Genomic DNA, 25,709 nt, shown 5'->3' with positions numbered 1-25,709 from the left:
TGTACCATTTTTATCCCTTTTATAGAAGAAAAATGTCATACCTAATTCAACTCTTTTGAATCTTTTATGTTTGCTAATGATTCTCCAAAAGTTAAAAGACCTTCTAAAATCTCATAATCATTTTTATTACGAATATCAAAAACAACTTCGATTAAACCTTGATTTTCTGAAATATTAGCCTTCAAACTTGTCTGAGAAAGAGCCTGGAAATAATCTTGTGTTAAAAATAATTGTTGCGAAATTTTTTCAAACTGAATGACCAGCTTATTAACCTTTCTTTCTACACGATTGACAAATACTTTATCAAGATATGCTTTAGCTAATCCAATTTCTAAAAGATAAGCAACCACATCTGGATATTCTCCAAAACGATCGATCAACTCATCTTGTAATTCTTCATAGTTGACACGATTGTCAATCTGACGAATTCTCTTGTAAATCTCAATTTTATGTCTTTCATCCGATATATAATCATCTGGGAGATAGGCATCGATTTGTAGGAGTAACTCAGCATTTCCTTTTTCACGTTTTTTGTCAGTTCCATTTTTCTTAGCTATTGCTTCTTCTAACAACTGAGAGTACAACTCAAAACCAACAGAATCGATAAATCCAGACTGAGAGCTTCCTAAAAGATTCCCAGCTCCACGAATGGATAAATCACGCATAGCAATTTTGAAACCAGAACCCAGTTCAGTAAAACCTTTGATAGCTTCTAATCTCTTCTCAGAAACTTCTGTCAAAGTTTTATCTGGACGATACATGAGATAAGCATAAGCAATTCGATTACTACGACCAACACGACCTCTTAATTGATACAAGGTTGACAATCCCATATGATCTGCATTTTCTATAAACAAGGTATTAGCATTTGGAATATCTACTCCTGTCTCGATGATTGTTGTAGTTACTAAAATATCATATTGTCCTTCAATGAAATCAAGAAGTGTATTTTCTAAGCGAATTTCACTCATTTGACCATGAACAAAACCAATAGAAGCTTCTGGAATAAGTTCTTGTAACTCTGAAACCTTCTTTTCAATCGTGTCAACTTTGTTGTAAAGATAGTAAACTTGACCACCACGATCTATTTCTCTCAATACAGCATCACGAATGATACGATCATTCTGTTCAAGTACGTAGGTTTGAACAGGATATCGATTTGTTGGAGGAGTCTCTATTACTGATAAATCTCGGATACCTAGCATAGACATATGAAGAGTTCGAGGAATTGGTGTAGCTGTCAAGGTTAAGACATCAACCTTCTTTTTTAATTCCTTCAAAGCTTCCTTATGCTTAACACCAAAACGTTGCTCTTCATCAATAATCATCAACCCCAAATCAGCAAACTCAACATCTTTAGACAAGACTCGATGGGTCCCGATCAAGATGTCTACTTGACCTTTTTTTAACTTCTCAAGTGTTTCAGTCTGTTCTTTTTTACTTCTGAAACGACTCAAAACATCTACGTTGACAGCAAATTGTTCAAATCTTTCCTTAAAATTACTGTAATGTTGCTGAGCAAGAACGGTAGTTGGTACTAAAACAACAACCTGTTTATGATCATTGACAGCCTTAAATGCAGCTCGCATAGCTACTTCTGTCTTACCAAATCCAACATCTCCAACTAAAAGTCGGTCCATCGGTTGAGAAGCCTGCATATCTTTCTTGATCTCTTCGATACTTCGAAGTTGGTCCTCAGTCTCTACATATGGGAATGCTTCGTCAAAAGCAACCTGATCTTCATCATCTTTTGAAAATGCATATCCTTTAAGTTGACTTCTCTCGGCATATAACTTAATCAAGTCATCTGCAATATCTTCAACTTGACTCTTTACTTTTTGCTTGGCTTTTTTAAAACGTCCATCGTTTAATTTGTTTAACTTTGGAGCCTTACCATCACTAGAGACATACTTAGAAAGAGTCTGTATCTGCTCTACAGGGATGGAAATACGGTCTCCATTTTGATATAGGACACTTACGTAGTCTCGATGAATTCCTTTGATTTCAATCGTTTCAATCCCTAAATATTGACCAATACCATGAATTTGATGAACAACATAATCTCCTTTTTGGAGCTCGTTATAATCTTTTAATCGCTCAGCGTTGCTTATATTTTGTCTTCTATATTTCCGTTTAATCTTCTTTTTTAAAATCTCATATTCAGTGATAAATACAAGATTTTCATCTACAAAATGAAATCCATGACGAAGATTTCCTTCAACAAGATTGACAGTTCCTTTACAGATTTCACTTTCATTACTATTATCAACTTTAATATCATATTCATCAAGAATCGTTGACAGTTTCTTTAATTCTGTTTTGGTACTTGATTGAAGAACAATTGTATACTTCAATTTTTTATAACGTTCAATTTCTTCCTTCAGAAAAGAAAACTGATTAAAGAACTCCTGCATAGGATACTGATTAAATTGATACAGATAATCAAATTTTAGATTTCCAAGCCCTTTTTGGAAATTTGAAAAGAAACTAGCTGGTAAATATTTTTTGAATTGACTTTCTACATCAGCAAAATATTGTAAACTTGACACTGTTTTACTATTGTGTAAATCATCTGTAAAGTAGCTAGCGGTTTCCTTATCAAAAGCATCGTACTGATTCAAGATTTTTTGAAAATCATCAAAGATAATAGGAATTTGATTCAAATAGTCTATCAATGTCCATTGTTTTTTATAAAATACAGACAAAAACTTGCGAATATCTGTATGAAGAACTTGCTCTTTCGTGCAACTAAAAACTTCTTCTAAGTAAGACTTTAAAGTTGGAGAAAGTGCCTTATCAATCTCATGTTCTAAAAATTTCAGGCCACGATGATAATCTTCAAAAGTTAGTAAAATATCACTTGCTGGATATATCAGTACTTTAGACTGACTGTCTTTAGAAAGCTGAGTTTCAGTATCAAATTCTCTTATACCATCAATTTCATCACCAAAAAATTCTATTCGGTAAGGAGATACTTGTGAGGTTTCAAAGATATCTAGAATATCTCCACGAAGGCTAAATTCTCCCTGACTTTGAACTTGTGTAACTTTCTTATAACCAAGAGAAATTAAGTGATTTTTTAATTCTCTTTGTTCGCATTCCTGGCCCACTTGAAGTTCTAAGATACTATTATCAAAAACTTGAGGATTTGGTAAGAATACCCGACTAGCTGCGACGTTACAAACTAAAATCCCTCTTTGAGACTTATCTCGTAGAAACCGCAGAGCTTCAACCCGAGAAAAAATCTTTTCCTGAGATGATACCAAAAATTCGACCATTGGTGAATCATCTACTAGAAATGGATAAACCAGATCCGAACCTAGTATAGAGATTAGATCATTGACCAGACGCTCAGCCTCTCCATATGTAGAAGTCATCACTAAAACCTTATCCTGACTCTTCAGACTACTAGCAATAGCTAAAGATTTTGCTGATCCAGAAAGACCTAGCAATAATTGTCTTTGTTTCTGTGGTAGGTTCTCATGCCAAGATAGGATTTGTTTATTCTCTAAAAAGAAATCGATTAATGCCATTTCCTTACCCATTATATTTCTGCATCGTCTTTTCAAAGTTTTTTTCTTGTAAATAATAATTTACAGCATCGTCAACCTTGTCAATAGATTGTAAAATACCAATATAATCTTCTTGATCAAACTTACTCAAAACATGGTGAACAACAGACATTCCTTTTTTAGGTCTACCTATACCAATCTTTACTCGATTGAAAACCTGTGTACCAATATGTTGGATAATTGACTTGATACCATTATGACCGCCAGCTGATCCTTTAGCGCGAAGTCGAATTTTTCCTACTTCCATGTCAAGATCATCGTAAATAATCAGTAAATCTTCAATATCTAAACCATAATAGGTTAATAAAGCATGAACTGCTTTCCCACTTTCATTCATAAAAGTTGTTGGTTTCACTAGATAAATTTTTTCACCATTAAGGAAAAATGAAGCTAATTCAGCTTGGAATATTTTATCGTGTGTAAATGATACATTCTGTTTTTTTGCTAGTTGGTCAATCAACATAAAACCAACATTATGTTTAGTTTCAAAATATTTATCCCCTGGATTTCCCAATCCTACAAGTAATTTTGTCATTTATATTTCCTTTCAAAAGTCAAAAGGGTTGGAATTTTTTTCCAACCTAATTGACATTATTTTAAATACTGATTAAACGTTAAAGCGGAATTCCATAATATCGCCATCTTGCACGACATATTCTTTTCCCTCTTCACGCAAACGTCCAGCTTCTTTTACAGCCTTTTCAGAGCCATATTTTACCAAATCGTCATAAGACATGGTCACTGCACGAATAAATCCTTTTTCAAAGTCTGAGTGAATGATACCAGCAGCTTGAGGAGCTTTCATGCCACGTTTAAAGGTCCAAGCACGAACCTCTTTTTCACCAGCTGTGAAGTAAGTTCCAAGTCCAAGCAAGTGATAAGCTGCGCGAGTCAACTTGTCAACGCCTGATTCTGTCAACCCAAGTGCTTCAAGAAACTCTTGCTTGTCTTCTTCGTCTAACTCAGAAATTTCTTCCTCAGCACGCGCAGAAATAACGACTACCTCTGCATTTTCTGTCGCTGCAAATTCTCGAATTTGTTTCACATAATCAATAGAGTCTGGGTCTCCAACAACATCCTCATCCACATTCGCTACATAAAGAACTGGTTTAGTGGTCAAGAGGAAAAGACCTTTGACAACCTTTTGCTCTTCATCTGTAAATTCAATGGTACGTGCTGATTTACCGTCTTCAAGAACTGGTTTAATCTTTTGAAGAACGTTAAATTCTGCAACTGATTCCTTATCTTTTTGCGTACGCGCCATTTTTTCTACACGCGCATAGCGTTTATTAACTGATTCTAAGTCAGCAAGAATCAACTCTAGGTTAATGGTATCAATATCTGCTAGCGGATCCACAAAGGCATCTTCACGACCTTGCTCACGCATGACATTTTCATCATCAAAGGCACGAACCACATGAACAATCGCATCAACTTCACGGATGTTGGCCAAGAATTTATTCCCAAGACCTTCTCCTCTTGATGCTCCTTTTACAATCCCTGCAATATCTGTAAATTCAAAGGTTGTTGGAACTGTCTTTTTAGGAGTAATCATTTCCGTCAATTTTTGGAGGCGTTCATCTGGAACTTCTACCATTCCAACGTTTGGATCAATGGTCGCAAAAGGATAGTTTGCAGCCTCTGCTCCTGCTTTTGTAATTGCATTAAATAGGGTTGATTTACCAACGTTTGGTAAACCAACGATACCTGCTGTTAAAGCCATAGTTTCTCATTCTCCGTTCACATTTCAATCTTCAATATTATAACACAAAAAGGGAAAACTTGCTAACCCTCTAACTAGGGTTCTTAGTCGATGATTTTACTCATTTTTCTTTCAAAATCATAGCGACTCATCATGACTACGTGGTCACAATTACTACATTTTATTTTGATATCTGCACCAACACGAGTAATTTCCCAGCGATTTGCCTTTTTGCCTGTTGACTTAATCGTACAAGCATGTGGTTTTTTCATTTCAATAAAATTTCCAACTTGATACATAGTTAGTCTCCTTTTTCTTTTTCGATTATATCATAAAAGAGGCGAGCTAGGCTCAACCTCTTTCCATTAATTTGTACGAACTGGCGTGATGAGCTGCATGAAATCTTCATCTGTATCAGCTGGAACCAGAGTAAATGGACGAACTGCTGAAATAAAGCTGATTGTAACTTTTTCGCTATTCAAAGCTTTTAATGCTTCAATCAAATAAGTTGGGTTGAAACTAATTGTCAAATCAGCACCACTTACATTTTCAGCATCAATTTCTTCATTTACTTTCCCTACTTCTGGAGAGTGAACATGGGCACTTACAATTCCTTCTTTGATTTCTAATTTAACAGTACCATTTTGTGTCGCACTTGATAAGAGGCGAGCACGTTCCATAGATTGACGTAGTTTAGCAACGTCAAAGGTAACTGTTGTATTGAAATCTGTTGGAATCAAACGATCTGTATCTGGATAATTTCCTTCTAAGAGACGTGTGTAGAAGCTAATATTTTCACTTCTAAAGAGAATTTGATTATTGGCGAAGAAAATCTCTACTGTTTCGATATCATCCGTAAAAACAGCTGAAAATTCGCGTAGAGAACGACTTGGGATGACAACATCAAAATCATCACTATTTTTTTCAAGAGTCAATTTCTTCTGACTGAGACGGTGAGAGTCTGTTGCAACTGTTTTTAATTCTTTGTGGTTGCTTAAAACAAAGTGGACACCTGTCAAAATAGGACGACTTTCTTGGGTGCTAGCTGCAAAAGCAGTTTCATTGATAATCTTTTTAAGAAGTTTTGTTTCAAGAACTAGAGGATTACTTGCAGAAATTTCTTGGATACGTGGATACTGCTCGCTATCCTTTCCCTTTAGGGTAATTTCTGATTTACCACTTGTTAAGACAATTTGCTTTTGTTCAATCTCTTTAAAATCAAGTGTTACATCTGGAAGACTTGAAACAACGTTGATAAAGAAAGAGGCTTCTAAGAGAACTGAACCTAAAGAATTAATCAAGAGACCTGCATTTTCATTTTTTTGCGAAATGAAATTTTCGATTGAGATTTGACCATTTGATCCAATCAAGGTAATTCCTTCATTGGTAACATCAATTTTTACAGTTGATAAAATAGGAATAGCATTTTTTGAGCTAATAGCTCTCTTTGTTGTATTTAAGGCTTGCAAAAATAAGTTTTTATTAATTGAAAAATGAATCATGGATTCTCCTTTATTCTTTTTATTATTAGAAGGATAATAGTAATAATAGAGCGTGTGAAATCTGTGGAAAAATACTTGTAATCAAGAAAACTCAAGGACATAGCCTTGTTTAAAAGATGTGGATAAATAAGAGTTTTTTAAAAAAGTTATCCACAAGTTATTTGATTTTCTTTTTGATGTTTTCAATTTCTATACGTAAATTGTCATCTGTTTCAAGCATAGATTTGATTTTTCCATGAGCGTGAATGACCGTTGTGTGGTCTTTGCCACCAAACTCTTTTCCAATCTTAGGAAGGCTATTATCAGTCATTTCTCTGGCTAGGTACATAGCAACTTGACGAGCTAAAACAATATTTTGAACACGTCTGGTTCCCTTCATTTCCTTGACACTAACACCATAGAAGTTTCCAACTTCTGTTTGTATTTTATCAATTGGAATCACAATCATTTTGCTAACGTCCTGTTTACGAGCACGAATAGCTTCAGCGGCGATGTCAACTGTGATATCGTTAATCTTTTTGACTTTGGCCATTAGGCTGATGTCGTTTAGTGCCCCCTCGAGTTCTCGCACGTTAGAGTCAAATTGTCCAGCTAAGTATTCGAGTGTATCATTCTGAAAATGATAATTGAGCTGTTCAGTCTTACTCTGTAAAATCGCAATACGTGTTTCAAAATCAGGTGGTGTGATATCTGTCGTTAATCCCCACGAGAAGCGCGTGACCAGACGTTCAGGTAGACTCTCTAAATGTTCAGGCCTACGGTCACTCGTCAAAACAATCTGTTTATTATTATTGTGAAGGGCGTTAAATGTATTGAAAAACTCTTCCTGAGTTTGTACTTTCTTTCCACTAAGTGATTGAATATCATCAATGAGTAGGAGGTCTAAACTACGGTAAGTTTTCTTGAATTTTTCCATATCATTAAGTCTCAAATGCTCTAGAAATTCATTAATAAAACTTTCAGCAGGTATGTATTTTACACGCGCATTTGGGCTCTTTTTTAGAATTTCATTTCCAAGGGCATTTAACAGGTGAGTTTTTCCAAGTCCAGGCCCTCCGTAGATAAATAGAGGATTGTAAGTTAATCCTGGATCTTCAGAAACAGCCAAAGCAGCAGACTTAGCCCAAACATTACCATCCCCTTGAACAAAATTATCGAAAGTATACTTTTCCTTGAGTCCAGTTTCAGAATATGGAATAGTGGATTGACTTGGTTGATAATCGTTGCCAGGTTCAGACTCGAAAGCTACTTGTGAGCTCGCTTCTTCAACTTTCGTGAAGATATAATGAGCTTTTATTTCAGTATCATAGATTTCAAAACCTGCTGCTAAAAGCATTCCATTGATATTTCGTTCCCAGAATATCTGCATTTCATCGCGGGGTAAGAAAATCGTTGCAGTATTTTCTTCAACTTTAACCAGTTTTGCGTCTAAAATATAGAAATCATAAACTGACTGAGTTAATTTATCATGTGCAAGTTCTAAAAGACGATTCCAAAATTGTTTTTCCTTCAATGATTTCCTCCTCCTTTACTATAGAATTTAAAAGGTTTATTGATAGAATCATTTTACCATAGATAAGATTATTTTTCCACAAGTTGTGGAAAACAATTAACAATGTTTTTAAATGTTATCCACAAAATGTGGATAACTAAGAAAAATTCTGAAATACTGGGCTTTTAAAAACTAAAATGCAGTGGATAACCATGTTCGTTAAGAATACTAAAATAACAGCCTTATTTCAGGCTGTTAATAAATTGTTGGTATTCATCTTGGTTATGGAAGGAAATTGAAATTTTACCACTATCTTTTTTTTGTAGCTTAATCTGAACATCTAATCCGAGTATTTTTTTCAATTTTTGCTCTTCTTCTTTGACAAAGTGGTCTTTTTCTTTTTTGCTGCTCTTCTTCGTTTTTTGTAGTATTTGTTCAACTTGTCGAACAGAGAGATTTTCAGTTTGAATACGATTCAAGAGTTTATCTTGTTTATCACTTGATAATTGAATGAGGAGTCTAGCATGAGCTTGAGAAAGTCTACCACTTTCAACTTCTGTCAGGATATGTTTAGGTAATCCTAACAATCGAACTAGGTTTGTAATATAAGGTCGAGATTTCCCCATTTTTTCAGCAATTTCTGTGTGGGTAAAACCTTTATCAATTAAGGATTGATATGCTTTAGCTTCCTCGATAGGATTTAAATTTTCTCGTTGGAGATTCTCAATGATAGAATGAAGCATCATATCTTGATCAGAAAGTTGCTTAACAATGACTGGAACTTCTGAAAGTCCAGCAGCTATTAAAGCACGATACCGTCTTTCTCCAGCTAGAATTTCATATCCAAGTACTGGAGATTTTCTAACGATAATAGGCTGAATCAAGCCGTTTTCCTTAATAGATTGTGCCAGTTCTTGAATTTTTTCTTCTGAAAATTCCTTACGAGGTTGATAGGGATTTTTTTGAATATCTTTTATTTGAACAATTTTAAATTCTTCCATAATTCTACATTAACACAACTTAGATATTCTGTAAAGCAACTTTACATATCTGTAAACTACTTATCTAAATCACTAGTACTTTTATCTAATTTAATAGTTGTTGTTTCTTCCTTACCATCACGGTAGTAAGTAACAGTCATACTGTCTCCAATAGAATGACTATATAAAGCACTTTGCAATTCAGTAGTGGAAGAAATAGCTTTATCATCTATTTTTGTAATGACGTCATATTGTTGCAGATGTCCATTGGCAGGCATATTTTTTTGAACAGAACGAACAGCTACACCAGAAGTAACATTTCCAGGAAGTTTTAGTTTTTGAAGATCAGTTGTACTAAGATTTGATAAGTTAACCATGTGGATTCCAAGAGCAGGTCGAGTTACTTTTCCATCTTTTTCCAACTGCTTGATAATATTAATTACATCGTTTGCAGGAATGGCAAAACCAAGACCTTCGACAGATGTTCCACCATTAGAGGCAATCTTACTTGATGTAATACCGATAACTTGGCCTTGGATATTAATCAAAGGACCACCTGAGTTCCCAGGGTTAATAGCTGTATCTGTTTGGATAGCATTGGTTGAGATAGCTTGTCCGTCTTCAGATTTTAGAGATACATTTCTATTTAAACTTGATACAATCCCCTGTGTCACAGTATTGGCATATTCAGAACCTAGAGGACTTCCGATTGCAATAGCTGTTTCTCCAACTGTTAGTTGACTAGAATCACCAAATTCGGCTACTGTTGTGACCTTATCTGCAGCAATTTTTACAACGGCAATATCTGAATAAGTATCAGAACCCACAATTTCACCAGGGACTTTTGTGCCATCTGCTAAACGAATATCAACTTTTTTAGCACCATTAATAACGTGAGTATTGGTTACAAGGTAAGCAGTATCCCCTTCCTTTTTATAAATGACACCAGAACCTTCGCTGTATACTTGTTCAGCATTGGTATCTGTATCAGTTTCATCAGATCCGAGTAAACTATTTTGAGAGTTTGATGAGTAAGTAATGACAGATACAACAGCATCTTTAACTTTATCAACTGCTTGTGTAGTTGAATTTTCATTTTTTACAGCTGTTTTGCTGACAGTCGTTGTAGTTGTCGTACCACTATTTTGTTTTTGACTGAGCTGCAATGTGGTAAAAGTACCTAAAATACCACTAAAAAAGCTAATGAGAATGACTACTAAAAGTTGTCCCCATTTTTTGGAACTAGTTTTTAAGTTTTTCATAGAAGCCTCCATGTTTTTTTATCAATGAAAGTATAAAATAGCTAGCTTAATCCAAGCTTAAAAACAAAAAGTTTTTCACAACTTGTGGATAACTTTCGAAAACCTGTGAATTTATTGAAGTTTTTCAAAATCTTATCTGTGAATAAGATGTGAAATTGAGTGTGAATATGTTAGAATAGAAGAATGAAAATTAAAGTGGTAACAGTTGGAAAACTGAAAGAAAAATATCTCAAAGATGGCATAGCAGAATACTCCAAGAGAATTTCACGATTTGCTAATCTAGAAATTATTGAGTTGGCTGATGAAAAAACACAAGATCGGGCCAGCGAATCTGAAAATCAAAAGATTTTGGAGTTGGAAGGGAACCGCATTCTTGCTAAAGTAGGGGAACGTGATTTTGTAGTTGTTTTAGCTATTGAAGGAACAACTTTTTCTTCTGAAGAGTTCAGTAAGCAGCTTGAAAGGGCTTCTATCAATGGATTTTCGACAATCACTTTTATCATTGGTGGGAGTTTAGGACTATCTCCAGAGGTGAAAAAAAGAGCCAATCTCTCTGTTAGTTTTGGGAGATTGACGCTTCCTCATCAACTAATGAGATTAGTCTTAGTAGAACAAATTTATAGAGCGTTTTCGATTCAACAGGGCTCTCCCTATCATAAATAGATGATTGACTAAGCTAGCTTTTTTTGATAAGATAGATTAGTAAGGTCTCATAGCTCAGCTGGATAGAGCATTCGCCTTCTAAGCGAACGGTCGCAGGTTCGAATCCTGCTGGGATCAGTGTTAAATCGTAAGCTGGGAAAAAACCCCAGCTTTTTTTGTAAAAATTTGACATTTCAGAATAAAATTTGAGCATTTGAGAAATAATTCTCTATAGGTATCGTAGATTTTATATAATATTTTTGTAAGTTAATTTACAAGAAAAACATTATAGGAGTTTATATTATGAAAAAGAATACAGATTTTGCTCAAATGAAAGATTTCCAAGAATTGAACGAAAAAGAACTGCAGGAAATCAGAGGTGGGGATATAAGATTACCTCATATTATAAAAAAATTATTTTCAAAATAATATAAAATAGTGGTAAGATAGGGAGCTATAATGAATTTAGTTATATTAGGAACAATTTTTCTTCATATCTATATTCTAACAATTAGTTATGGAATAATTTGTAAGATAGCAAGAAAAGAAAGATATTGGTTTGGAATTTATCTATTTTTATTCCAACTTTTAGCTGAATTTTGCTTTGATTTTATTTCCTTATCTGGATTAGGATTTGAAAAATTTTTATTTCCTATTTTTCTCTACGCATATCTAAAAATTTTTAAAAAATACGATAAGTATCAAGCAGGATTTATCAGTATACTACTGTCATTACTATATAATAGTAGCCATACATTTATATCTGTAACTTTATCATCTATAATAGGAGATCAATTAGTAATACAGCATGAAGAACTCTTCTTTTTTGTAGTTCTATCATTAACTTATTTTGCAATCAAAAAAATCATTACTTATTTCCACTTGGAAATGACCTATTTTGATAAAGACTACCTCTATCCATTTTTTAAAAATGTGCTAGTTGCTTTCTTCACCTTACATATCCTCTTATTTATTTCAGATATTGTGAGTACTTTTCCCAATTTAAACAGTTTTGGAAGTATTTTATCTTCTATTGTTTTTGTTTGTCTACTTTTGACCTTCTTTTCCATGAATTCTCACAAAGTTCAGATAGAAAAAGAAATCGAATTGGAACAAAAGAAGTTTGAGCAAAAACATTTACAAACTTACACAGATGAGATTGTTACCTTATATAATGAAATTCGTGGTTTTCGCCATGATTATACAGGTATGCTTGTCAGCTTAAGAATGGCGATTGAAAGTAAAGATTTACAAGAAATTGACAGAGTTTACAGTGAAGTACTTGTAAAGGCGAATCAAAAATTACGTTCAGACAAGTATACCTATTTCGATTTGAACAATATTGAGGATTCAGCACTTCGTAGTTTGATTGCTCAATCTATTGTCAATGCGAAAACTAATGATGTAGAGTACACATTAGAGGTAAAAGATATCATTACCCCTTTGTATATGGAACTGTTAGATTTGGTGCGCGTGATGAGCGTTCTGCTCAATAATGCTGTTGAAGGGGCAGTTGAAAGCTATCAGAAACAACTAGAGGTAGCTATCATCAAGTTGGATCTTGAAACCTTAGTTGTCATCCAAAACTCTTGTAAAAAAAGAAAGGTAAAATCCGAAGATTTATTTGAATTAGGATTTTCAACTAAAGGAAGACATAGAGGACTTGGACTCAATAATGTTAAAGAAATTTTAGGAAAATATGACAATGTTATTTTAGAAACAGAAATTGATAATGATGTATTTAAACAAGTAATTAGATTTAAGAGGGAACTGATATGAAAGTATTGATTTTAGAAGATATTATAGAACACCAAGTAAGGTTGGAAACAACTCTAAATAAAATTTCTAAGGAAACAAATATTCCTATCTCCTATAAAACAACAGGAAAAGTAAGAGAGTTTATGGAATATGTAGAGCATGATGAAGTCAATCAGCTGTATTTTCTAGATATTGATATCAATGGGATTGAGAGAAAAGGATTTGAGGTTGCTCAATTTATTCGTCATCGCAATCCTTATGCCATTATTGTTTTTATTACAAGTCGATCTGAATTTGCTACTTTGACTTATAAATACAAAGTTTCAGCATTGGATTTCATTGATAAAGAAACCAGTGATCAAGTTTTTAAAAATAGAGTTGCCGACTGTGTGCTTTACACTAAGACTACTTTACTTGAAAACCAATCAGTCGTTGATTATTTTGATTATAGTTATAAAGGAAATGATCTTTGTATTCCTTATCATGATATTCTCTACATTGAGACAACTGGAACTTCTCATAAATTACGAATTGTAGGTAAGAATTTTGCCAAAGAATTCTATGGAACAATGACAGATATTCAAGAAAAGGATAAGGAACCCCAACGTTTTTATCTAGCTCACAAGTCATTTTTAGTCAATATTGGTAATGTGAGAGAAATTGATCGTAAAAAAATGGAAGTTGTATTTTATGAAGATCATCGTTGTCCTATCTCTCGCCTAAAAACTAAAAAATTGAGAGAACTAATGGCTAAAAACCAAAAAAAGTAATTGACAATTTTTGATAAATTGATATAATGGTTATATCTGCTACAGGTAGAGGGTCCGTTGGTTAAGAAATCGTCTTTTCATAGCGGTAACACGGGTTCTAATTCCGTACGGACTATTTAATCCGCCATAGCTCAGTTGGTAGTAGCGCATGACTGTTAATCATGATGTCGTAGGTTCGAGTCCTACTGGCGGAGTCGGATGAAAGGAACACTAATTTGGTGTTCCTTTTTTTGATTCTTTGTCCGATGTAATGAGGGGAGGCATACCTAACATACGGATAGATAATGATTTGTGTCCGAAAATAAAACTAAGGAAATTGTATTGCATTAGTATTAGCCTAATAAGAACAACAAAATAGGCTCCATAATATCCATAGGGGGTTGATTCTCTATAACTATTATAGAGCTTTTTATTAATTTGTATCCCCTAACATTTTCATTAAAAAGTCCGTGATTTCTTGTGGACTTTCTTTTTTTCCGTGGGCAATCCAGGTTTGACAGACTCCAAAGAGAGCATTTGTTAGGTAGACGCTACTGTATTCTAATTCTACTTCATTTAGTTTGAGTTGCATAAAACGTTTTTGAAGGTCTGTGCTCAGTAGGATGTGAAGTTTATTTCTCAAGAAATTTTGAATTTCCTTGGTTCCATTTTCAGATAAAAGAGCTGCTAGAAGTGGTTCTGATTCTAAGTATTCAAATACTTCTAGAATGGCATCTCGTTTGTGATTAGCATGTTTTTGAAAGATATATTCGAAGGTATGAAATAGTTTACTTTGGTAATGTTCAATCATATCGTATTTATCTTTGTAATGAGTATAGAAACTGGAGCGGCTAATTCCAGCTTTTTGTGCTAATTTAACAGTTGTAATCTGATCGAATGGTTGTTCCATCAATAATTCTACCATAGCATTTTCGATAATGCGCTTGGTTTTTAATCGTTTATTACTCTCTTGCATGTTCCCTCCAGATGAACATTTTTAGACAATGTGTTCAAAAATAGTTTTTTTATCTTGTCTTTTTAATTTTTTTATGTATAATCTATTATATCAAAAATTTAGACAAGTAGTTTAAAAAAGGAGACAATATGTTTAAAGAATGGAAAGCAATCTTTAAAAAACCGACATTTATTATTGTCATGATAGGAATTTCCTTAATTCCAGCTCTTTACAATATCATTTTCTTATCATCAATGTGGGATCCATATGGTAAACTTTCGGAGTTACCTGTAGCAATTGTTAATAAGGATCAAGCTGCTACTTATAATGATGAAAAACTCACTATTGGTGAAGACATGGTGTCTAATTTAAAAGATAGTAATAGCCTGGATTTTCATTTTGTAGATGAAGGTGAGGGAGAAAGAGGACTGCGGGATGGAGATTATTATATGGTTGTAACGTTGCCAAGTAATCTTTCTGAGAAAGCTTCTTCTATCCTTACAAATCATCCTGAACAGATGAAGATTGACTATCAGACATCAAGTGGTCATAGTTTTATTGCAAGCAAGATGAGTGATTCTGCCATGACACAAATCAAACAGACTGTGGCTACTAATGTTACTCAATCTTATACCAAAGCTTTATTTGAGAAGATGGGTGATTTAAAACTTGGTTTATCTCAAGCGGCAAATGCAAGTTTACAGTTGGCTGATGGTTCGAATCAACTTTCGGATGGGAGTCAAACCTTAACAACCAATCTTCAAACCCTAGCTCAATCGAGTCTCACATTTTCTAATGGTGCTGATCAATTATCTACAGGTTTAGGAACCTATACAGCTGGTGTAAATCAGTTAAATCTTGGTCTTGGTAATTTTAATACTGGTTTAAATCAATATACCAGCGCTATTTCACAAATTGATAATGGATTAAACCAACTGAATTCACAGACACCGGCACTGGTATCAGGATTGACTCAACTTGATGCAGGCACACAAGCCTATACAGGTGGTGTTTCTCAACTTAATTCAGGATTAAATCAATTTTCACTTGGTATTGATACTTATACAAATGGAGTTCAAAGTCTATCATCAGGTGCAAATCAGATTTCTACTAAATCAGAGACTCTACGTACAGGACTAACACAACTTAATCAAGGTATTCAAGAACTTTCTACTCAATTAGATGGGGCAAACCAACAGAAAGATCAGATTAAACAATTAGCAACTAGTTTAGAGCAATTTAATCAAGCTATTCAAAATATTCAAACAGCAGATAGTGGAGAGATAACACAAGTAACAAACCAGCTTTCTAGTAGTCTATCAACGATTGCAAATTCAGCACAGAGCATCATTACTTCAAATCAATCTGAAAAAGAAACTACTTTATCAGCTATTCAATCTACTAGTGCTTATCAAAGCTTAACTCCTGACCAACAGGCAGAGATAACTTCTGTGGTTTCTAATCCATCATCTTCTGCCAGTGAGTCAGCACGAACAATTTTAACTACAGTTCAAACGTTACAATCTTCTTTAGAAAATGTAACCACTCAAACAAATAGTTTAACTCAATTAAAGAATCATTCAAGTCAATTATTACCAACTGCTTCTTCAACATTGACAAGTTTGTCAAGTGGATTAACACAGGTTCAAACAGCAATTGATGGTCAGTTATTGCCAGCTAGTCAAACTCTTGCATCTGGTATTGACAGCTATACAAAATCTGTAGACCAAGTAGCTTTAGGAGCAAGTCAGTTGAGTTCGAAAAATTCGAACTTGACAGGAAGTTTCAATAAGTTGCTACAAGGCTCTAATCAGTTGACAGAAAAATCTTCTACATTGACAGGTGCTACTGCTAAATTAGCAGCGAATGGGCCAGAATTAACAACAGGAATTGATAAACTTGCATCAGGTGTCAACCAAGTAAACAATAAAACATCAGATTTAACTGCTGGATTTAATCAATTACAAGCGGGTTCTCAACAATTAGCTGATAAATCAGACCAGCTAGTTTCAGGAGCAAATCAACTGGCTAATGGTTCTGAAAAAATAGCTAGTGGAGCAGATCAACTTGCTCAAGGATCTGAAATTTTACAATCAGGACTCGGAAAATTAAGTGATGGTTCAAGTCAATTAAATCAAGGGTTGACAGATGCTGATAAACAATTGAATAAGGCTTCAACTGAACCAAAAAATGCAGACTTACTGGCTGATCCTTTGAGTCTTTCAAAAACTGATACGGATCAAGTAGCAGTTAATGGAATTGCCATGGCTCCATATATGATATCAGTTGCTCTCTTTGTTGCGGCTATTTCTACTAATATGATTTTTGCTAAATTGCCTTCTGGGCGCCATCCAGAAAGTCGCTGGGCTTGGTTTAAGTCTCGCTTTGAAATTAACGGTATCATTGCTGGTTTGGCAGGAGTATTAGTTTATGGTGGAGTACATTTAATTGGACTTACTGCAGTTCACGAATTCAAAACTTTAGCTTTGATCATTTTAACCAGCCTTGCTTTCATGGCGATGGTAACAGCATTGACAACCTGGAATTCTCGCCTAGGCGCCTTCTTCTCTTTAATTTTATTACTCCTTCAATTAGCATCAAGTGCAGGAACTTATCCTTTAGCTTTGACGAATCAATTCTTTAAAACTATTAATCCATGGTTACCTATGAGTTATTCAGTTTCAGGTTTTCGACAAACCATTTCTATGACAGGTAATATTCATAGTCAGATTATTTTCCTTATCTTTACAATAATGATTTTTGTTGCTTTAGGAATGCTAGCCTATCAACCTAAAAAAGCTGAAGAAGACTAAAAACAATCGACCAATTCGGTCGATTGTTTTTTTATCTAGAATATTTTTTTCTTTGAATATCATAAAAAATAAAGACAATAATAGCTATAAGAGAACAACTTGCACCAACAACAAATCCTTTTGGTATAAAGGAAAGGGTAATAGTTCCTTCACCTTCAGGAACATCAATTTTCATAAATCCAGTTTGTGCCTGTTGAATTTGTAATTTTTTACCATTTTGGTAAGCAGACCATCCTCGGTCGTAAGGAATTGTGAAAAAGATTGATGTATCATTCTTTACCTTATAATTTACAGTGACCTTGTTTTTATAAGAGCTCACTTCTACTGGATTTTCTTTTATTTTGCGTATAGCCTCCGTATATTTCTTAGTATCTAAGCGATAGAAAGTTGGAGATTCAAATGATACTTGAGCATTTCCTGGGAACTTAACCTGGATATCAAAAGTTTGTTTATGTTCTGCATATCCAAGATTAAAAAATGTAAAAGCATTATCTGTGGTAAAGGATTTTTTTTCACCGTTGACAATGATGTCAACTTGCTTTTTCTTATCGTTTGAAAAATTTAGCTTGGTCATGGAAAGGTAAACCTGACTATTATCTGGTACTTCAATGCTGTAGCTGGTAGTTGCATCTTCAGTATCAGTTCCGTTTAGATTGACAACGTTGTCACCAGAGTCTGTATGATGATTTATCGGATAAAAGTACTCTTCATTTAAGCCAGCAATTTGATTTAAAAATTGAGTTTGGTTATCAAGAGTATGGTCGTTAAAAGTGACATCTTTGTAAAGAGACTGTGTAGCAAAAGCAATTGGGAGAGCGAATTGATTTTTATAAAGGGTTAGATTATCTTTTTGATAGCTTGGATGAAAACCATATTTATCTGGATAGGTTTCAGAAATATTGTAGCTGATTCCAAATAAACTATCTGCAATGATAGTATTATTTGCATAACGAAGATTAAGGTTGGTACCTGAAGATTTAAAACCCAACTTATCTAACGTTGTACTTGCAGAACGATTACGAACAGATGAAAATTGTGAGATGCCATTGTAGTTAAATTTCATGCTATCGTTTCCAGTTTGAGTTTGTAACTTTTCAGTTCGTGTAAATGTATCTGGTTGCTGTTTGGTATACTCCAAAATAGCTTCCATACTTGGAATATCTTTATCATAGGTACTACGAGAAGCAAATCCCCATTCTTTCGTAATTCCATTTAGTTGAGATGAAGCATTAAAACTAATTTCACTTATTGTAAAGATCAAAATAAGGATTGAAAAGATTTTTAGAGAAATCAGTTTTTTAATAAGTGCTAATAATAACAGTAAGTATACCACTAAGAATTCAATCGTTAAGAGTATATTTAATTTAGTTAGAAATGAATAATGATTTTTAAAATAAATGGTTGCCAGATAGCCAAATAAAAGGAAGGTCATTGAGAATAAAATATTCCATAATTTAATATCCTTAAATCTATTTAAAACTTCTGCTGAAATATAAATCAAGAGAGTAGAGAAAATCCACGCATAGCGATGAAGAAACATATTTGGTGCGTGCATTCCTTGCCAAAATAAATCTAAGGCTTCTAGATAAAAACTAGCAATGATGATAATGAGTAGAGTTGCATAGCATAGTTTCACGTGAAACTTAATTGATTTTAATGTAAAGAATACAATTGTTAAGATAAAAGGAAGGAGGCCAACAAAAATCATTGGGATGGAACCATATTTAGTTGTATCGAAAGCACCAATGAATTGTTTAGCGAATAGATCTAGATACCAACTGGCATCTGTTTTTATTTTTGTAATAGCGGTTAGTTTTTCACCATGAGTTCTTAAATCAAACAAGGTTGGGAGTGTCATGATGAAACTTATTAAACCAGCGAGTAAGGATGTTAGGAAAAAATCAAGGAAAGAATACTTGCGACTTTTAAAATCCCAGGAAAGTTGGCAAAAATACCAAACTACCAAAAACAGGGCAGTCATATAACCAAAATAGTAGTTTTGGATAAATAATATTGACAAACTTGTAAAGTATAGAATCCGTTTTTTTTCCGCTACGAGTAGATGTAAACCAGTTAAAATTAAGGGAATTAAAATAAAAACATCTAACCAGGTTTTAATCTCAAGTTGACTAACTGTAAAGCTCATTAAAGCATATGAGGTAGATAGAGCTAATCTAAGTGGGGCTGGTATATTTTTAAATAGTTTACTCAAGCTAAAAAAGGTTGACAGACCTATCAAACCAAATTTCAACAAGGTTGATAGATAAACTGCGTCTGGCATGCTTGATACATCAAAAAAATAAACAAGAGGTGATAGAAAACTACCAAGATAATAACTGGACAAGGCATAAAAATTGAGACCTAGACCACTGGTAAAAGTATAAAATAGACTATCACTCCCATGTAAAATATTACGAAGATTAAGATCAAAAATAACATATTGATGAAATCCATCCCCTAATAAAGGTGAAGTATCACTGTTCCAGTAGATACATTGAGAAAGATAGACTCCGAACATAATTACTAGGGGAATGATGAAAGAAATAAAATAGGTCCAATAGTTTCTAAAAAATGTTTTCATGTTACCTCATAGAATGATAGAAAACTCAGTTGGTTAATCCAACTGAGTTTTAAAGTATTATTTAGTCTTTCCAAAGTTCTTTAACTTTTGCTTGTACTTCAGCATTTTCTAAGAATTCATCATAGGTTTCATCAATACGGTCGATTACACCGTTTTTAGATAGGACAATAATGTGGTTAGCCAATGTTTGAATGAATTCATGGTCATGACTGGCGAAGATGATTGATTCTTTGAAGTTTTTCAATCCATCGTTCAAACTTGAAATAGATTCCAAATCTAAGTGATTAGTAGGATCGTCAAGTACTAGAACATTTGATTTCAAAAGCATGAGTTTCGATAGCATCACGCGCACCTTTTCTCCTCCTGACAAGACGTTTACAGGTTTGTTAACCTCATCTCCAGAGAAGAGCATACGGCCAAGGAAACCACGCAAGAAGGTATTGTCATCTTCTTCTTTACTTGCAAATTGACGGAGCCAGTCAAGGATAGATTCACTCCCAGCAAAATCAGCTGAATTGTCTTTTGGTAAGTAAGAGCGACTAGTTGTAACCCCCCACTTGACAGTTCCCTCATAGTCAATATCACCCATAATAGCACGAATCAATGCAGTTGTTTGAATGTCGTTTTGACCGATAAGAGCTGTCTTGTCACCTGGACGCAAGATAAAGCTGATGTTGTCAAGAATAGTTTCGCCATCAATCTTGACAGATAGATTTTCTACTGTCAAGAGATCGTTTCCGATTTCACGTTCAGCTTTAAAGTTGATAAATGGATATTTACGACTAGATGGCACAATTTCTTCAAGTTCAATCTTATCAAGCATTTTCTTACGTGATGTTGCTTGTCTTGATTTAGAAGCATTAGCAGAGAAACGAGCAACGAATTCTTGGAGTTGCTTAATTTTTTCTTCTGCTTTAGCATTACGGTCTGCTAGCAATTTAGCAGCAAGCTCAGAAGATTCTTTCCAGAAGTCGTAGTTTCCGACATAGAGTTTGATTTTTCCAAAGTCAAGGTCGGCCATGTGAGTACATACTTTATTTAAGAAGTGACGGTCATGGGACACAACAATAACGGTGTTATCAAAATCAATCAAGAAATCTTCTAACCAAGTAATAGATTGGATATCCAAACCGTTGGTCGGCTCATCCAAAAGAAGGACATCTGGTTTACCAAATAGAGCTTTAGCAAGGAGTACTTTCACTTTGTCTCCATTTGCGAGTTCACTCATATTTTGGTAATGAAGATCTTCAGGGATATTCAAGTTTTGCAAGAGTTGTGAAGCTTCACTCTCAGCTTCCCAACCACCTAGTTCAGCAAATTCTCCTTCAAGCTCAGCTGCACGAACTCCATCTTCATCAGTAAAGTCTGCTTTCATATAGATAGCATCTTTTTCTTTCATGATGTTGTATAGTTTTTCATTACCCATGATAACAACATCAATAACACGTTCATCCTCATAGTCAAAGTGATTTTGACGAAGCACAGAAAGACGTTCATCAGGTCCAAGAGAAACATGACCAGTTGTAGGTTCAATATCCCCAGCTAAGATTTTTAAAAATGTTGATTTACCTGCACCGTTAGCACCAATTAAACCATATGTGTTTCCTTCTGTAAATTTGATGTTGACCTCATCAAAAAGTTTGCGATCACTAAAACGTAGTGAAACATCAGATACTGTTAGCAATTTTTTTCTCCTATTATATGTAATACTCTAATTCTACTAGAAAATCAGCAAATATTCAAATTTTTATCTGTCAATTATTTGTAAAGGGAGTTTACAGATAATTTACAGTTAAGGAGTTGAAATCGTAATTATTTGATAAAAAAAATTACCTGTCTTTTTATCAAAAAAATGCTATAATTGAAAGGACCATATCAAAGGAGAATAAGATGAATAAACCCATTATTTTAACAGGAGATCGTCCAACGGGGAAATTACATATTGGGCACTACGTTGGTAGCTTAAAAAATCGTGTCTTATTACAGCAAGAAGATAAATATGACATGTTTGTTTTTTTGGCTGACCAGCAAGCTTTAACTGACCATGCAAAAGATCCACAAACTATTGTAGAGTCTATTGGGAATGTTGCTTTGGACTATCTTGCAGTGGGATTGGATCCTAACAAATCAACGATTTTCATTCAAAGTCAAATTCCAGAATTGGCAGAGTTGTCTATGTATTACATGAATCTAGTGTCTTTGGCTCGTCTGGAGCGTAATCCTACTGTAAAGACAGAAATTGCTCAGAAAGGATTTGGAGAAAGTATTCCAACTGGATTTTTAGTTTATCCAATTGCTCAAGCAGCAGATATCACAGCTTTTAAGGCTAACTATGTTCCTGTAGGTACAGACCAAAAACCGATGATTGAACAAACGCGTGAGATTGTGCGTTCATTCAATCATGCCTATAATTGTGATGTTTTAGTAGAACCGGAAGGAATTTATCCTGAAAATGAAGGAGCAGGTCGCTTACCTGGTCTTGATGGAAATGCCAAAATGTCTAAATCGCTTAATAATGGTATCTACTTGTCAGATGATGCAGATACTTTGCGTAAGAAAGTAATGAGTATGTATACAGATCCAGATCACATTCGTGTTGAGGATCCAGGTAAGATTGAAGGAAATATGGTTTTCCATTACTTAGACGTATTCGGACGTCCTGAAGATTCTCAAGAAATTGCTGACATGAAAGAGCATTATCAACGTGGAGGTCTAGGTGATGTTAAGACAAAACGGTATCTACTTGAAATCCTAGAACGTGAACTTGGTCCAATCCGTGAACGTCGCCTAGAATATGCTAAAGATATGGGTGAAGTGTATAATATGTTACAAAAAGGTAGTGAAAAAGCTCGAGAAGTTGCTGGCCAAACGCTATCAGAAGTAAAATCGGCAATGGGTCTAAATTACTTTCATTAATAGATAAAATACGAACTCTAAAACTATCTCTTCTTTAAAATTAAAGGGATAGTTTTTTACATTATCTATTATCAATATAATTGACAAATTTTCATAGAATGGTATGATAGATACAATACAAAAAGCGTCAAGCTCAAAAAGAAAGAAAAGAGGAAACTTCAATGTCTAATTGGGACACTAAATTTTTGAAAAAAGGTTTTACCTTTGATGATGTATTGCTTATTCCAGCAGAGAGTCATGTATTGCCTAATGATGCGGATTTAACAACAAAATTGGCAGATAATTTGACTTTAAATATCCCAATTATTACAGCAGCCATGGATACTGTAACAGAAAGCCAAATGGCTATTGCTATTGCTCGTGCAGGTGGTCTTGGAGTTATCCATAAAAATATGTCAATTGCTCAACAAGCAGATGAAGTTCGTAAGGTAAAACGTTCTGAAAATGGTGTTATCATTGATCCATTCTTCTTGACTCCAGAGCATACAATTGCAGAAGCAGATGAACTCATGGGACGTTACCGTATCAGTGGTGTTCCAGTGGTTGAAACTCTTGAAAATCGTAAATTGGTTGGTATCCTAACAAATCGCGATCTTCGCTTTATTTCTGACTACAACCAACCAATTTCAAAACACATGACTAGCGAAAACTTGGTTACTGCACCAGTTGGTACAGATTTAAAAACAGCTGAGAGCATTCTTCAAGAACACCGTATTGAAAAACTACCTTTGGTTGATGAAGAAGGTCGTCTTTCTGGCTTGATCACAATCAAAGATATTGAAAAAGTAATTGAATTCCCAAATGCAGCAAAAGATGAGTTTGGTCGCCTTCTAGTTGCAGGTGCGGTAGGTGTTACTTCTGACACATTTGAACGTGCAGAAGCCCTCTTTGAAGCGGGAGCAGATGCAATTGTCATCGATACTGCTCATGGTCACTCTGCAGGGGTTCTCCGTAAAATCGCTGAAATCCGTGCGCACTTCCCAGACCGTACATTGATTGCCGGAAATATCGCTACTGCTGAAGGAGCTCGTGCCCTTTATGACGCAGGAGTTGACGTTGTTAAAGTTGGTATTGGGCCAGGTTCAATCTGTACAACTCGTGTTATCGCAGGTGTCGGAGTTCCACAAGTTACAGCTATCTATGATGCGGCAGCAGTTGCGCGTGAATATGGCAAAACAATCATCGCTGATGGTGGAATCAAGTATTCTGGAGATATTGTAAAAGCTCTTGCTGCTGGTGGAAATGCAGTAATGCTTGGATCAATGTTTGCGGGAACAGATGAAGCTCCAGGTGAAACTGAAATTTTCCAAGGACGTAAGTTCAAGACATACCGCGGTATGGGTTCAATCGCTGCTATGAAGAAGGGTTCAAGCGACCGTTACTTCCAAGGTTCTGTCAATGAAGCAAACAAACTTGTTCCAGAAGGAATTGAAGGTCGTGTTGCTTATAAAGGTGCAGCAGCTGATATTGTCTTCCAAATGATTGGTGGTATCCGTTCTGGTATGGGTTACTGTGGTGCTGCTAACCTTAAAGAATTGCATGACAATGCTCAATTTATCGAAATGTCAGGTGCTGGTCTAAAAGAAAGCCATCCACACGACGTGCAAATCACAAATGAAGCACCAAACTACTCAATGTAATAAAAAATCTCCTGTTGAACAGGAGATTTTTTATTTACAATGTTGTAAATATTAGTTTACAGATAATTGACCATCTTTTACTGTAAATACACTGAGATTATCAGGCAAGTTTTGAAGATGCTCTAAACTAGTGGTAGTAATAAAGGTTTGAATGTTATGAGAGATAGTCTCTAATAATTTAAGTTGACGATTATTGTCAAGTTCACTCATAACATCGTCAAGTAAAAGAATAGGCGCTTCCTTGGTGATGTTTTCCATCAACTCGATTTCAGCTAGTTTGATAGAGAGGACAAGGCTACGATGCTGTCCTTGACTGCCAAAACTCGCATCTATACTGTTGATCAAGAAAATCATATCATCCCGATGAGGACCAACTCCAGTATTCTTTTTAAATAAATCTCTTGCTCTACTTTTTTGAAGTGCTGTATAGAAAGATTCTGCTAGATGTTCCTTGCCAGTGAAGTTTACAGATGGTTGATAACGTATTGACAACTCTTCCAATTGGTCTGAGATATCAAAGTGCTTTTCACGACCAAAAGACTCCATTTTTTTGATAAATTCTGCTCTGTGAATCATCACTCGACAACCGTAGTCGACTAGCTGGTCATCGAGAACAGATAAAAATGTTTCGTCGATATGATTTGCTGACTTTAAGTAGGTATTTCTTTGTTTGAGCACATGGTTGTAGCTTGACAAGTCTGACAAGTATATGGGTTTGATTTGCCCTAGCTCCATATCTATAAACTTACGTCGGATAGCAGGTGCTCCTTTGACAAGTTGTAAATCTTCGGGTGCAAATAGAACAACATTCATGTGTCCAATATAGTCAGATAGCCGAGCTTGCTTTAAGTGATTGACCTTAGTAATCCGACCTTTTGGAGTCAAGTCAATCTCAAGTGGTACAGTAGCCGTTCGTTTTTGAAGAATTCCAGAAACTTGAAGCTGCTCTTCTTCAAATCGGATTAAATTCTTGTCTGTCTTTGTCCGATGACTTCTAGTTAAAGCTAAAAAGTAAATACTTTCCAGAAGATTAGTTTTGCCTTGAGCATTTCGACCCACAAATACATTTAATTTAGGATTAAATTCAATTTCGGTATTCTGATAGTTTCTAAATTGCTTGATGGATAAGTTTTTTAGCCACATAC

Annotated in this window: 19 protein-coding genes and 2 tRNA genes; 9 read left to right on the top strand and 12 right to left on the bottom strand. The window is 34.7% G+C overall.

Annotated elements, in window-relative coordinates:
* Nucleotides 1-41 precede the first annotated feature (41 nt).
* The 8 genes from mfd to htrA all read right to left on the bottom strand — a co-directional run bounded on the left by mfd (nt 42) and on the right by htrA (nt 10,510).
* Nucleotides 42-3,545, bottom strand: a complete 3,504-nt coding sequence (gene mfd / locus AC3E7H_RS05415; protein WP_490676216.1) for a transcription-repair coupling factor — start codon at nt 3,543-3,545, stop codon at nt 42-44.
* Nucleotides 3,538-4,107 carry an aminoacyl-tRNA hydrolase gene (gene pth / locus AC3E7H_RS05410; RefSeq protein WP_000163915.1) on the bottom strand — a complete coding sequence of 190 codons (570 nt, stop codon included), beginning with the start codon at nt 4,105-4,107 and terminating at the stop codon, nt 3,538-3,540. Before pth ends, mfd begins: the two co-directional genes overlap by 8 nt.
* A 72-nt stretch (nt 4,108-4,179) precedes the next feature.
* Nucleotides 4,180-5,295, bottom strand: coding sequence for a redox-regulated ATPase YchF (gene ychF / locus AC3E7H_RS05405; protein WP_001218725.1), 1,116 nt, complete (start codon nt 5,293-5,295; stop codon nt 4,180-4,182).
* Between the two features lie 83 nt (nt 5,296-5,378).
* Nucleotides 5,379-5,573, bottom strand: coding sequence for a DUF951 domain-containing protein (locus AC3E7H_RS05400; RefSeq protein WP_075228437.1), 195 nt, complete (start codon nt 5,571-5,573; stop codon nt 5,379-5,381).
* 66 nt (nt 5,574-5,639) lie between these two features.
* Complete coding sequence (gene dnaN, locus AC3E7H_RS05395; protein WP_075228436.1) at nt 5,640-6,776, bottom strand: DNA polymerase III subunit beta; 1,137 nt, start codon at nt 6,774-6,776, stop codon at nt 5,640-5,642.
* A 157-nt stretch (nt 6,777-6,933) separates the two neighbouring features.
* On the bottom strand, nt 6,934-8,289 hold the full coding sequence (dnaA, locus tag AC3E7H_RS05390) for a chromosomal replication initiator protein DnaA (RefSeq protein ID WP_075228435.1): 1,356 nt from the start codon (nt 8,287-8,289) through the stop codon (nt 6,934-6,936).
* Nucleotides 8,290-8,510: 221 nt separating this feature from the next.
* A complete protein-coding gene (locus tag AC3E7H_RS05385; protein WP_000390821.1) occupies nt 8,511-9,269 on the bottom strand; it encodes a ParB/RepB/Spo0J family partition protein in 759 nt (252 codons plus the stop codon).
* Between the two features lie 56 nt (nt 9,270-9,325).
* Complete coding sequence (gene htrA / locus AC3E7H_RS05380; protein WP_000793272.1) at nt 9,326-10,510, bottom strand: serine protease HtrA; 1,185 nt, start codon at nt 10,508-10,510, stop codon at nt 9,326-9,328.
* A gap of 183 nt (nt 10,511-10,693) precedes the next feature.
* Here htrA and rlmH point away from each other — a divergent pair, with 183 nt between their 5' ends.
* The 6 genes from rlmH to AC3E7H_RS05350 all read left to right on the top strand — a co-directional run bounded on the left by rlmH (nt 10,694) and on the right by AC3E7H_RS05350 (nt 13,874).
* Nucleotides 10,694-11,173: a 23S rRNA (pseudouridine(1915)-N(3))-methyltransferase RlmH gene (gene rlmH, locus AC3E7H_RS05375; protein ID WP_000695941.1), complete on the top strand. Its 480-nt coding sequence runs from the start codon at nt 10,694-10,696 to the stop codon at nt 11,171-11,173.
* A gap of 43 nt (nt 11,174-11,216) precedes the next feature.
* Nucleotides 11,217-11,290 (top strand) — tRNA-Arg (locus tag AC3E7H_RS05370).
* 165 nt (nt 11,291-11,455) lie between these two features.
* Nucleotides 11,456-11,581, top strand: a complete 126-nt coding sequence (locus AC3E7H_RS05365) for a ComC/BlpC family leader-containing pheromone/bacteriocin (protein WP_007555225.1) — start codon at nt 11,456-11,458, stop codon at nt 11,579-11,581.
* Nucleotides 11,582-11,611: 30 nt separating this feature from the next.
* Complete coding sequence (gene comD, locus AC3E7H_RS05360) at nt 11,612-12,931, top strand: competence system sensor histidine kinase ComD (protein WP_490676215.1); 1,320 nt, start codon at nt 11,612-11,614, stop codon at nt 12,929-12,931.
* Nucleotides 12,928-13,680 carry a competence system response regulator transcription factor ComE gene (gene comE / locus AC3E7H_RS05355; protein WP_000866056.1) on the top strand — a complete coding sequence of 251 codons (753 nt, stop codon included), beginning with the start codon at nt 12,928-12,930 and terminating at the stop codon, nt 13,678-13,680. The genes comD and comE overlap by 4 nt, the downstream gene beginning before the upstream one ends.
* Before the next feature lie 120 nt (nt 13,681-13,800).
* A tRNA-Asn gene (locus AC3E7H_RS05350) sits at nt 13,801-13,874 on the top strand.
* 218 nt (nt 13,875-14,092) lie between these two features.
* Here the strand turns inward: AC3E7H_RS05350 and AC3E7H_RS05345 are convergent.
* Complete coding sequence (locus tag AC3E7H_RS05345) at nt 14,093-14,635, bottom strand: TetR/AcrR family transcriptional regulator (RefSeq protein ID WP_001158257.1); 543 nt, start codon at nt 14,633-14,635, stop codon at nt 14,093-14,095.
* A 128-nt stretch (nt 14,636-14,763) separates the two neighbouring features.
* On the opposite strand from AC3E7H_RS05345, the gene AC3E7H_RS05340 reads away from it, so the two are divergent.
* The gene (locus AC3E7H_RS05340) at nt 14,764-17,427 is read left to right on the top strand and encodes a YhgE/Pip domain-containing protein (protein WP_000472054.1); all 2,664 of its coding nucleotides are present in this window, start codon (nt 14,764-14,766) and stop codon (nt 17,425-17,427) included.
* A gap of 31 nt (nt 17,428-17,458) precedes the next feature.
* On the opposite strand, the gene AC3E7H_RS05335 is transcribed toward AC3E7H_RS05340, so the two are convergent.
* Both AC3E7H_RS05335 and AC3E7H_RS05330 read right to left on the bottom strand, forming a co-directional pair.
* Nucleotides 17,459-20,008, bottom strand: a complete 2,550-nt coding sequence (locus AC3E7H_RS05335) for a YfhO family protein (RefSeq protein WP_075228434.1) — start codon at nt 20,006-20,008, stop codon at nt 17,459-17,461.
* A gap of 61 nt (nt 20,009-20,069) precedes the next feature.
* Complete coding sequence (locus AC3E7H_RS05330) at nt 20,070-21,692, bottom strand: ATP-binding cassette domain-containing protein (protein WP_000958799.1); 1,623 nt, start codon at nt 21,690-21,692, stop codon at nt 20,070-20,072.
* Between the two features lie 206 nt (nt 21,693-21,898).
* On the opposite strand from AC3E7H_RS05330, the gene trpS reads away from it, so the two are divergent.
* Both trpS and guaB read left to right on the top strand, forming a co-directional pair.
* The gene (gene trpS, locus AC3E7H_RS05325; RefSeq protein WP_001039668.1) at nt 21,899-22,924 is read left to right on the top strand and encodes a tryptophan--tRNA ligase; all 1,026 of its coding nucleotides are present in this window, start codon (nt 21,899-21,901) and stop codon (nt 22,922-22,924) included.
* Nucleotides 22,925-23,085: 161 nt separating this feature from the next.
* A complete protein-coding gene (gene guaB / locus AC3E7H_RS05320) occupies nt 23,086-24,564 on the top strand; it encodes an IMP dehydrogenase (RefSeq protein ID WP_000073399.1) in 1,479 nt (492 codons plus the stop codon).
* A 51-nt stretch (nt 24,565-24,615) separates the two neighbouring features.
* Here the strand turns inward: guaB and recF are convergent, their stop codons facing one another.
* Entirely contained in the window at nt 24,616-25,707 is a 1,092-nt protein-coding gene (gene recF, locus AC3E7H_RS05315) for a DNA replication/repair protein RecF (RefSeq protein ID WP_000266314.1), read from the bottom strand.
* Between the last annotated feature and the right edge of the window lie 2 nt (nt 25,708-25,709).

It is taken from the genome of Streptococcus sp. SCPM-O-B-15304 (M98) (assembly GCF_058200215.1).
This window is presented reverse-complemented; position numbering and strand designations above follow the sequence as displayed.

Excerpts from the sequence above, each read along its gene's own strand:
- mfd (WP_490676216.1), bottom strand. The coding sequence starts at position 3,545 with ATGGGTAAGGAAATGGCATTAATCGATTTCTTTTTAGAGAATAAACAA.
- pth (WP_000163915.1), bottom strand. The coding sequence starts at position 4,107 with ATGACAAAATTACTTGTAGGATTGGGAAATCCAGGGGATAAATATTTT.
- ychF (WP_001218725.1), bottom strand. The coding sequence starts at position 5,295 with ATGGCTTTAACAGCAGGTATCGTTGGTTTACCAAACGTTGGTAAATCA.
- AC3E7H_RS05400 (WP_075228437.1), bottom strand. The coding sequence starts at position 5,573 with ATGTATCAAGTTGGAAATTTTATTGAAATGAAAAAACCACATGCTTGT.
- dnaN (WP_075228436.1), bottom strand. The coding sequence starts at position 6,776 with ATGATTCATTTTTCAATTAATAAAAACTTATTTTTGCAAGCCTTAAAT.
- AC3E7H_RS05385 (WP_000390821.1), bottom strand. The coding sequence starts at position 9,269 with ATGGAAGAATTTAAAATTGTTCAAATAAAAGATATTCAAAAAAATCCC.
- htrA (WP_000793272.1), bottom strand. The coding sequence starts at position 10,510 with ATGAAAAACTTAAAAACTAGTTCCAAAAAATGGGGACAACTTTTAGTA.
- rlmH (WP_000695941.1), top strand. The coding sequence starts at position 10,694 with ATGAAAATTAAAGTGGTAACAGTTGGAAAACTGAAAGAAAAATATCTC.
- AC3E7H_RS05365 (WP_007555225.1), top strand. The coding sequence starts at position 11,456 with ATGAAAAAGAATACAGATTTTGCTCAAATGAAAGATTTCCAAGAATTG.
- comD (WP_490676215.1), top strand. The coding sequence starts at position 11,612 with ATGAATTTAGTTATATTAGGAACAATTTTTCTTCATATCTATATTCTA.
- comE (WP_000866056.1), top strand. The coding sequence starts at position 12,928 with ATGAAAGTATTGATTTTAGAAGATATTATAGAACACCAAGTAAGGTTG.
- AC3E7H_RS05345 (WP_001158257.1), bottom strand. The coding sequence starts at position 14,635 with ATGCAAGAGAGTAATAAACGATTAAAAACCAAGCGCATTATCGAAAAT.
- AC3E7H_RS05340 (WP_000472054.1), top strand. The coding sequence starts at position 14,764 with ATGTTTAAAGAATGGAAAGCAATCTTTAAAAAACCGACATTTATTATT.
- AC3E7H_RS05335 (WP_075228434.1), bottom strand. The coding sequence starts at position 20,008 with ATGAAAACATTTTTTAGAAACTATTGGACCTATTTTATTTCTTTCATC.
- trpS (WP_001039668.1), top strand. The coding sequence starts at position 21,899 with ATGAATAAACCCATTATTTTAACAGGAGATCGTCCAACGGGGAAATTA.
- guaB (WP_000073399.1), top strand. The coding sequence starts at position 23,086 with ATGTCTAATTGGGACACTAAATTTTTGAAAAAAGGTTTTACCTTTGAT.
- recF (WP_000266314.1), bottom strand. The coding sequence starts at position 25,707 with ATGTGGCTAAAAAACTTATCCATCAAGCAATTTAGAAACTATCAGAAT.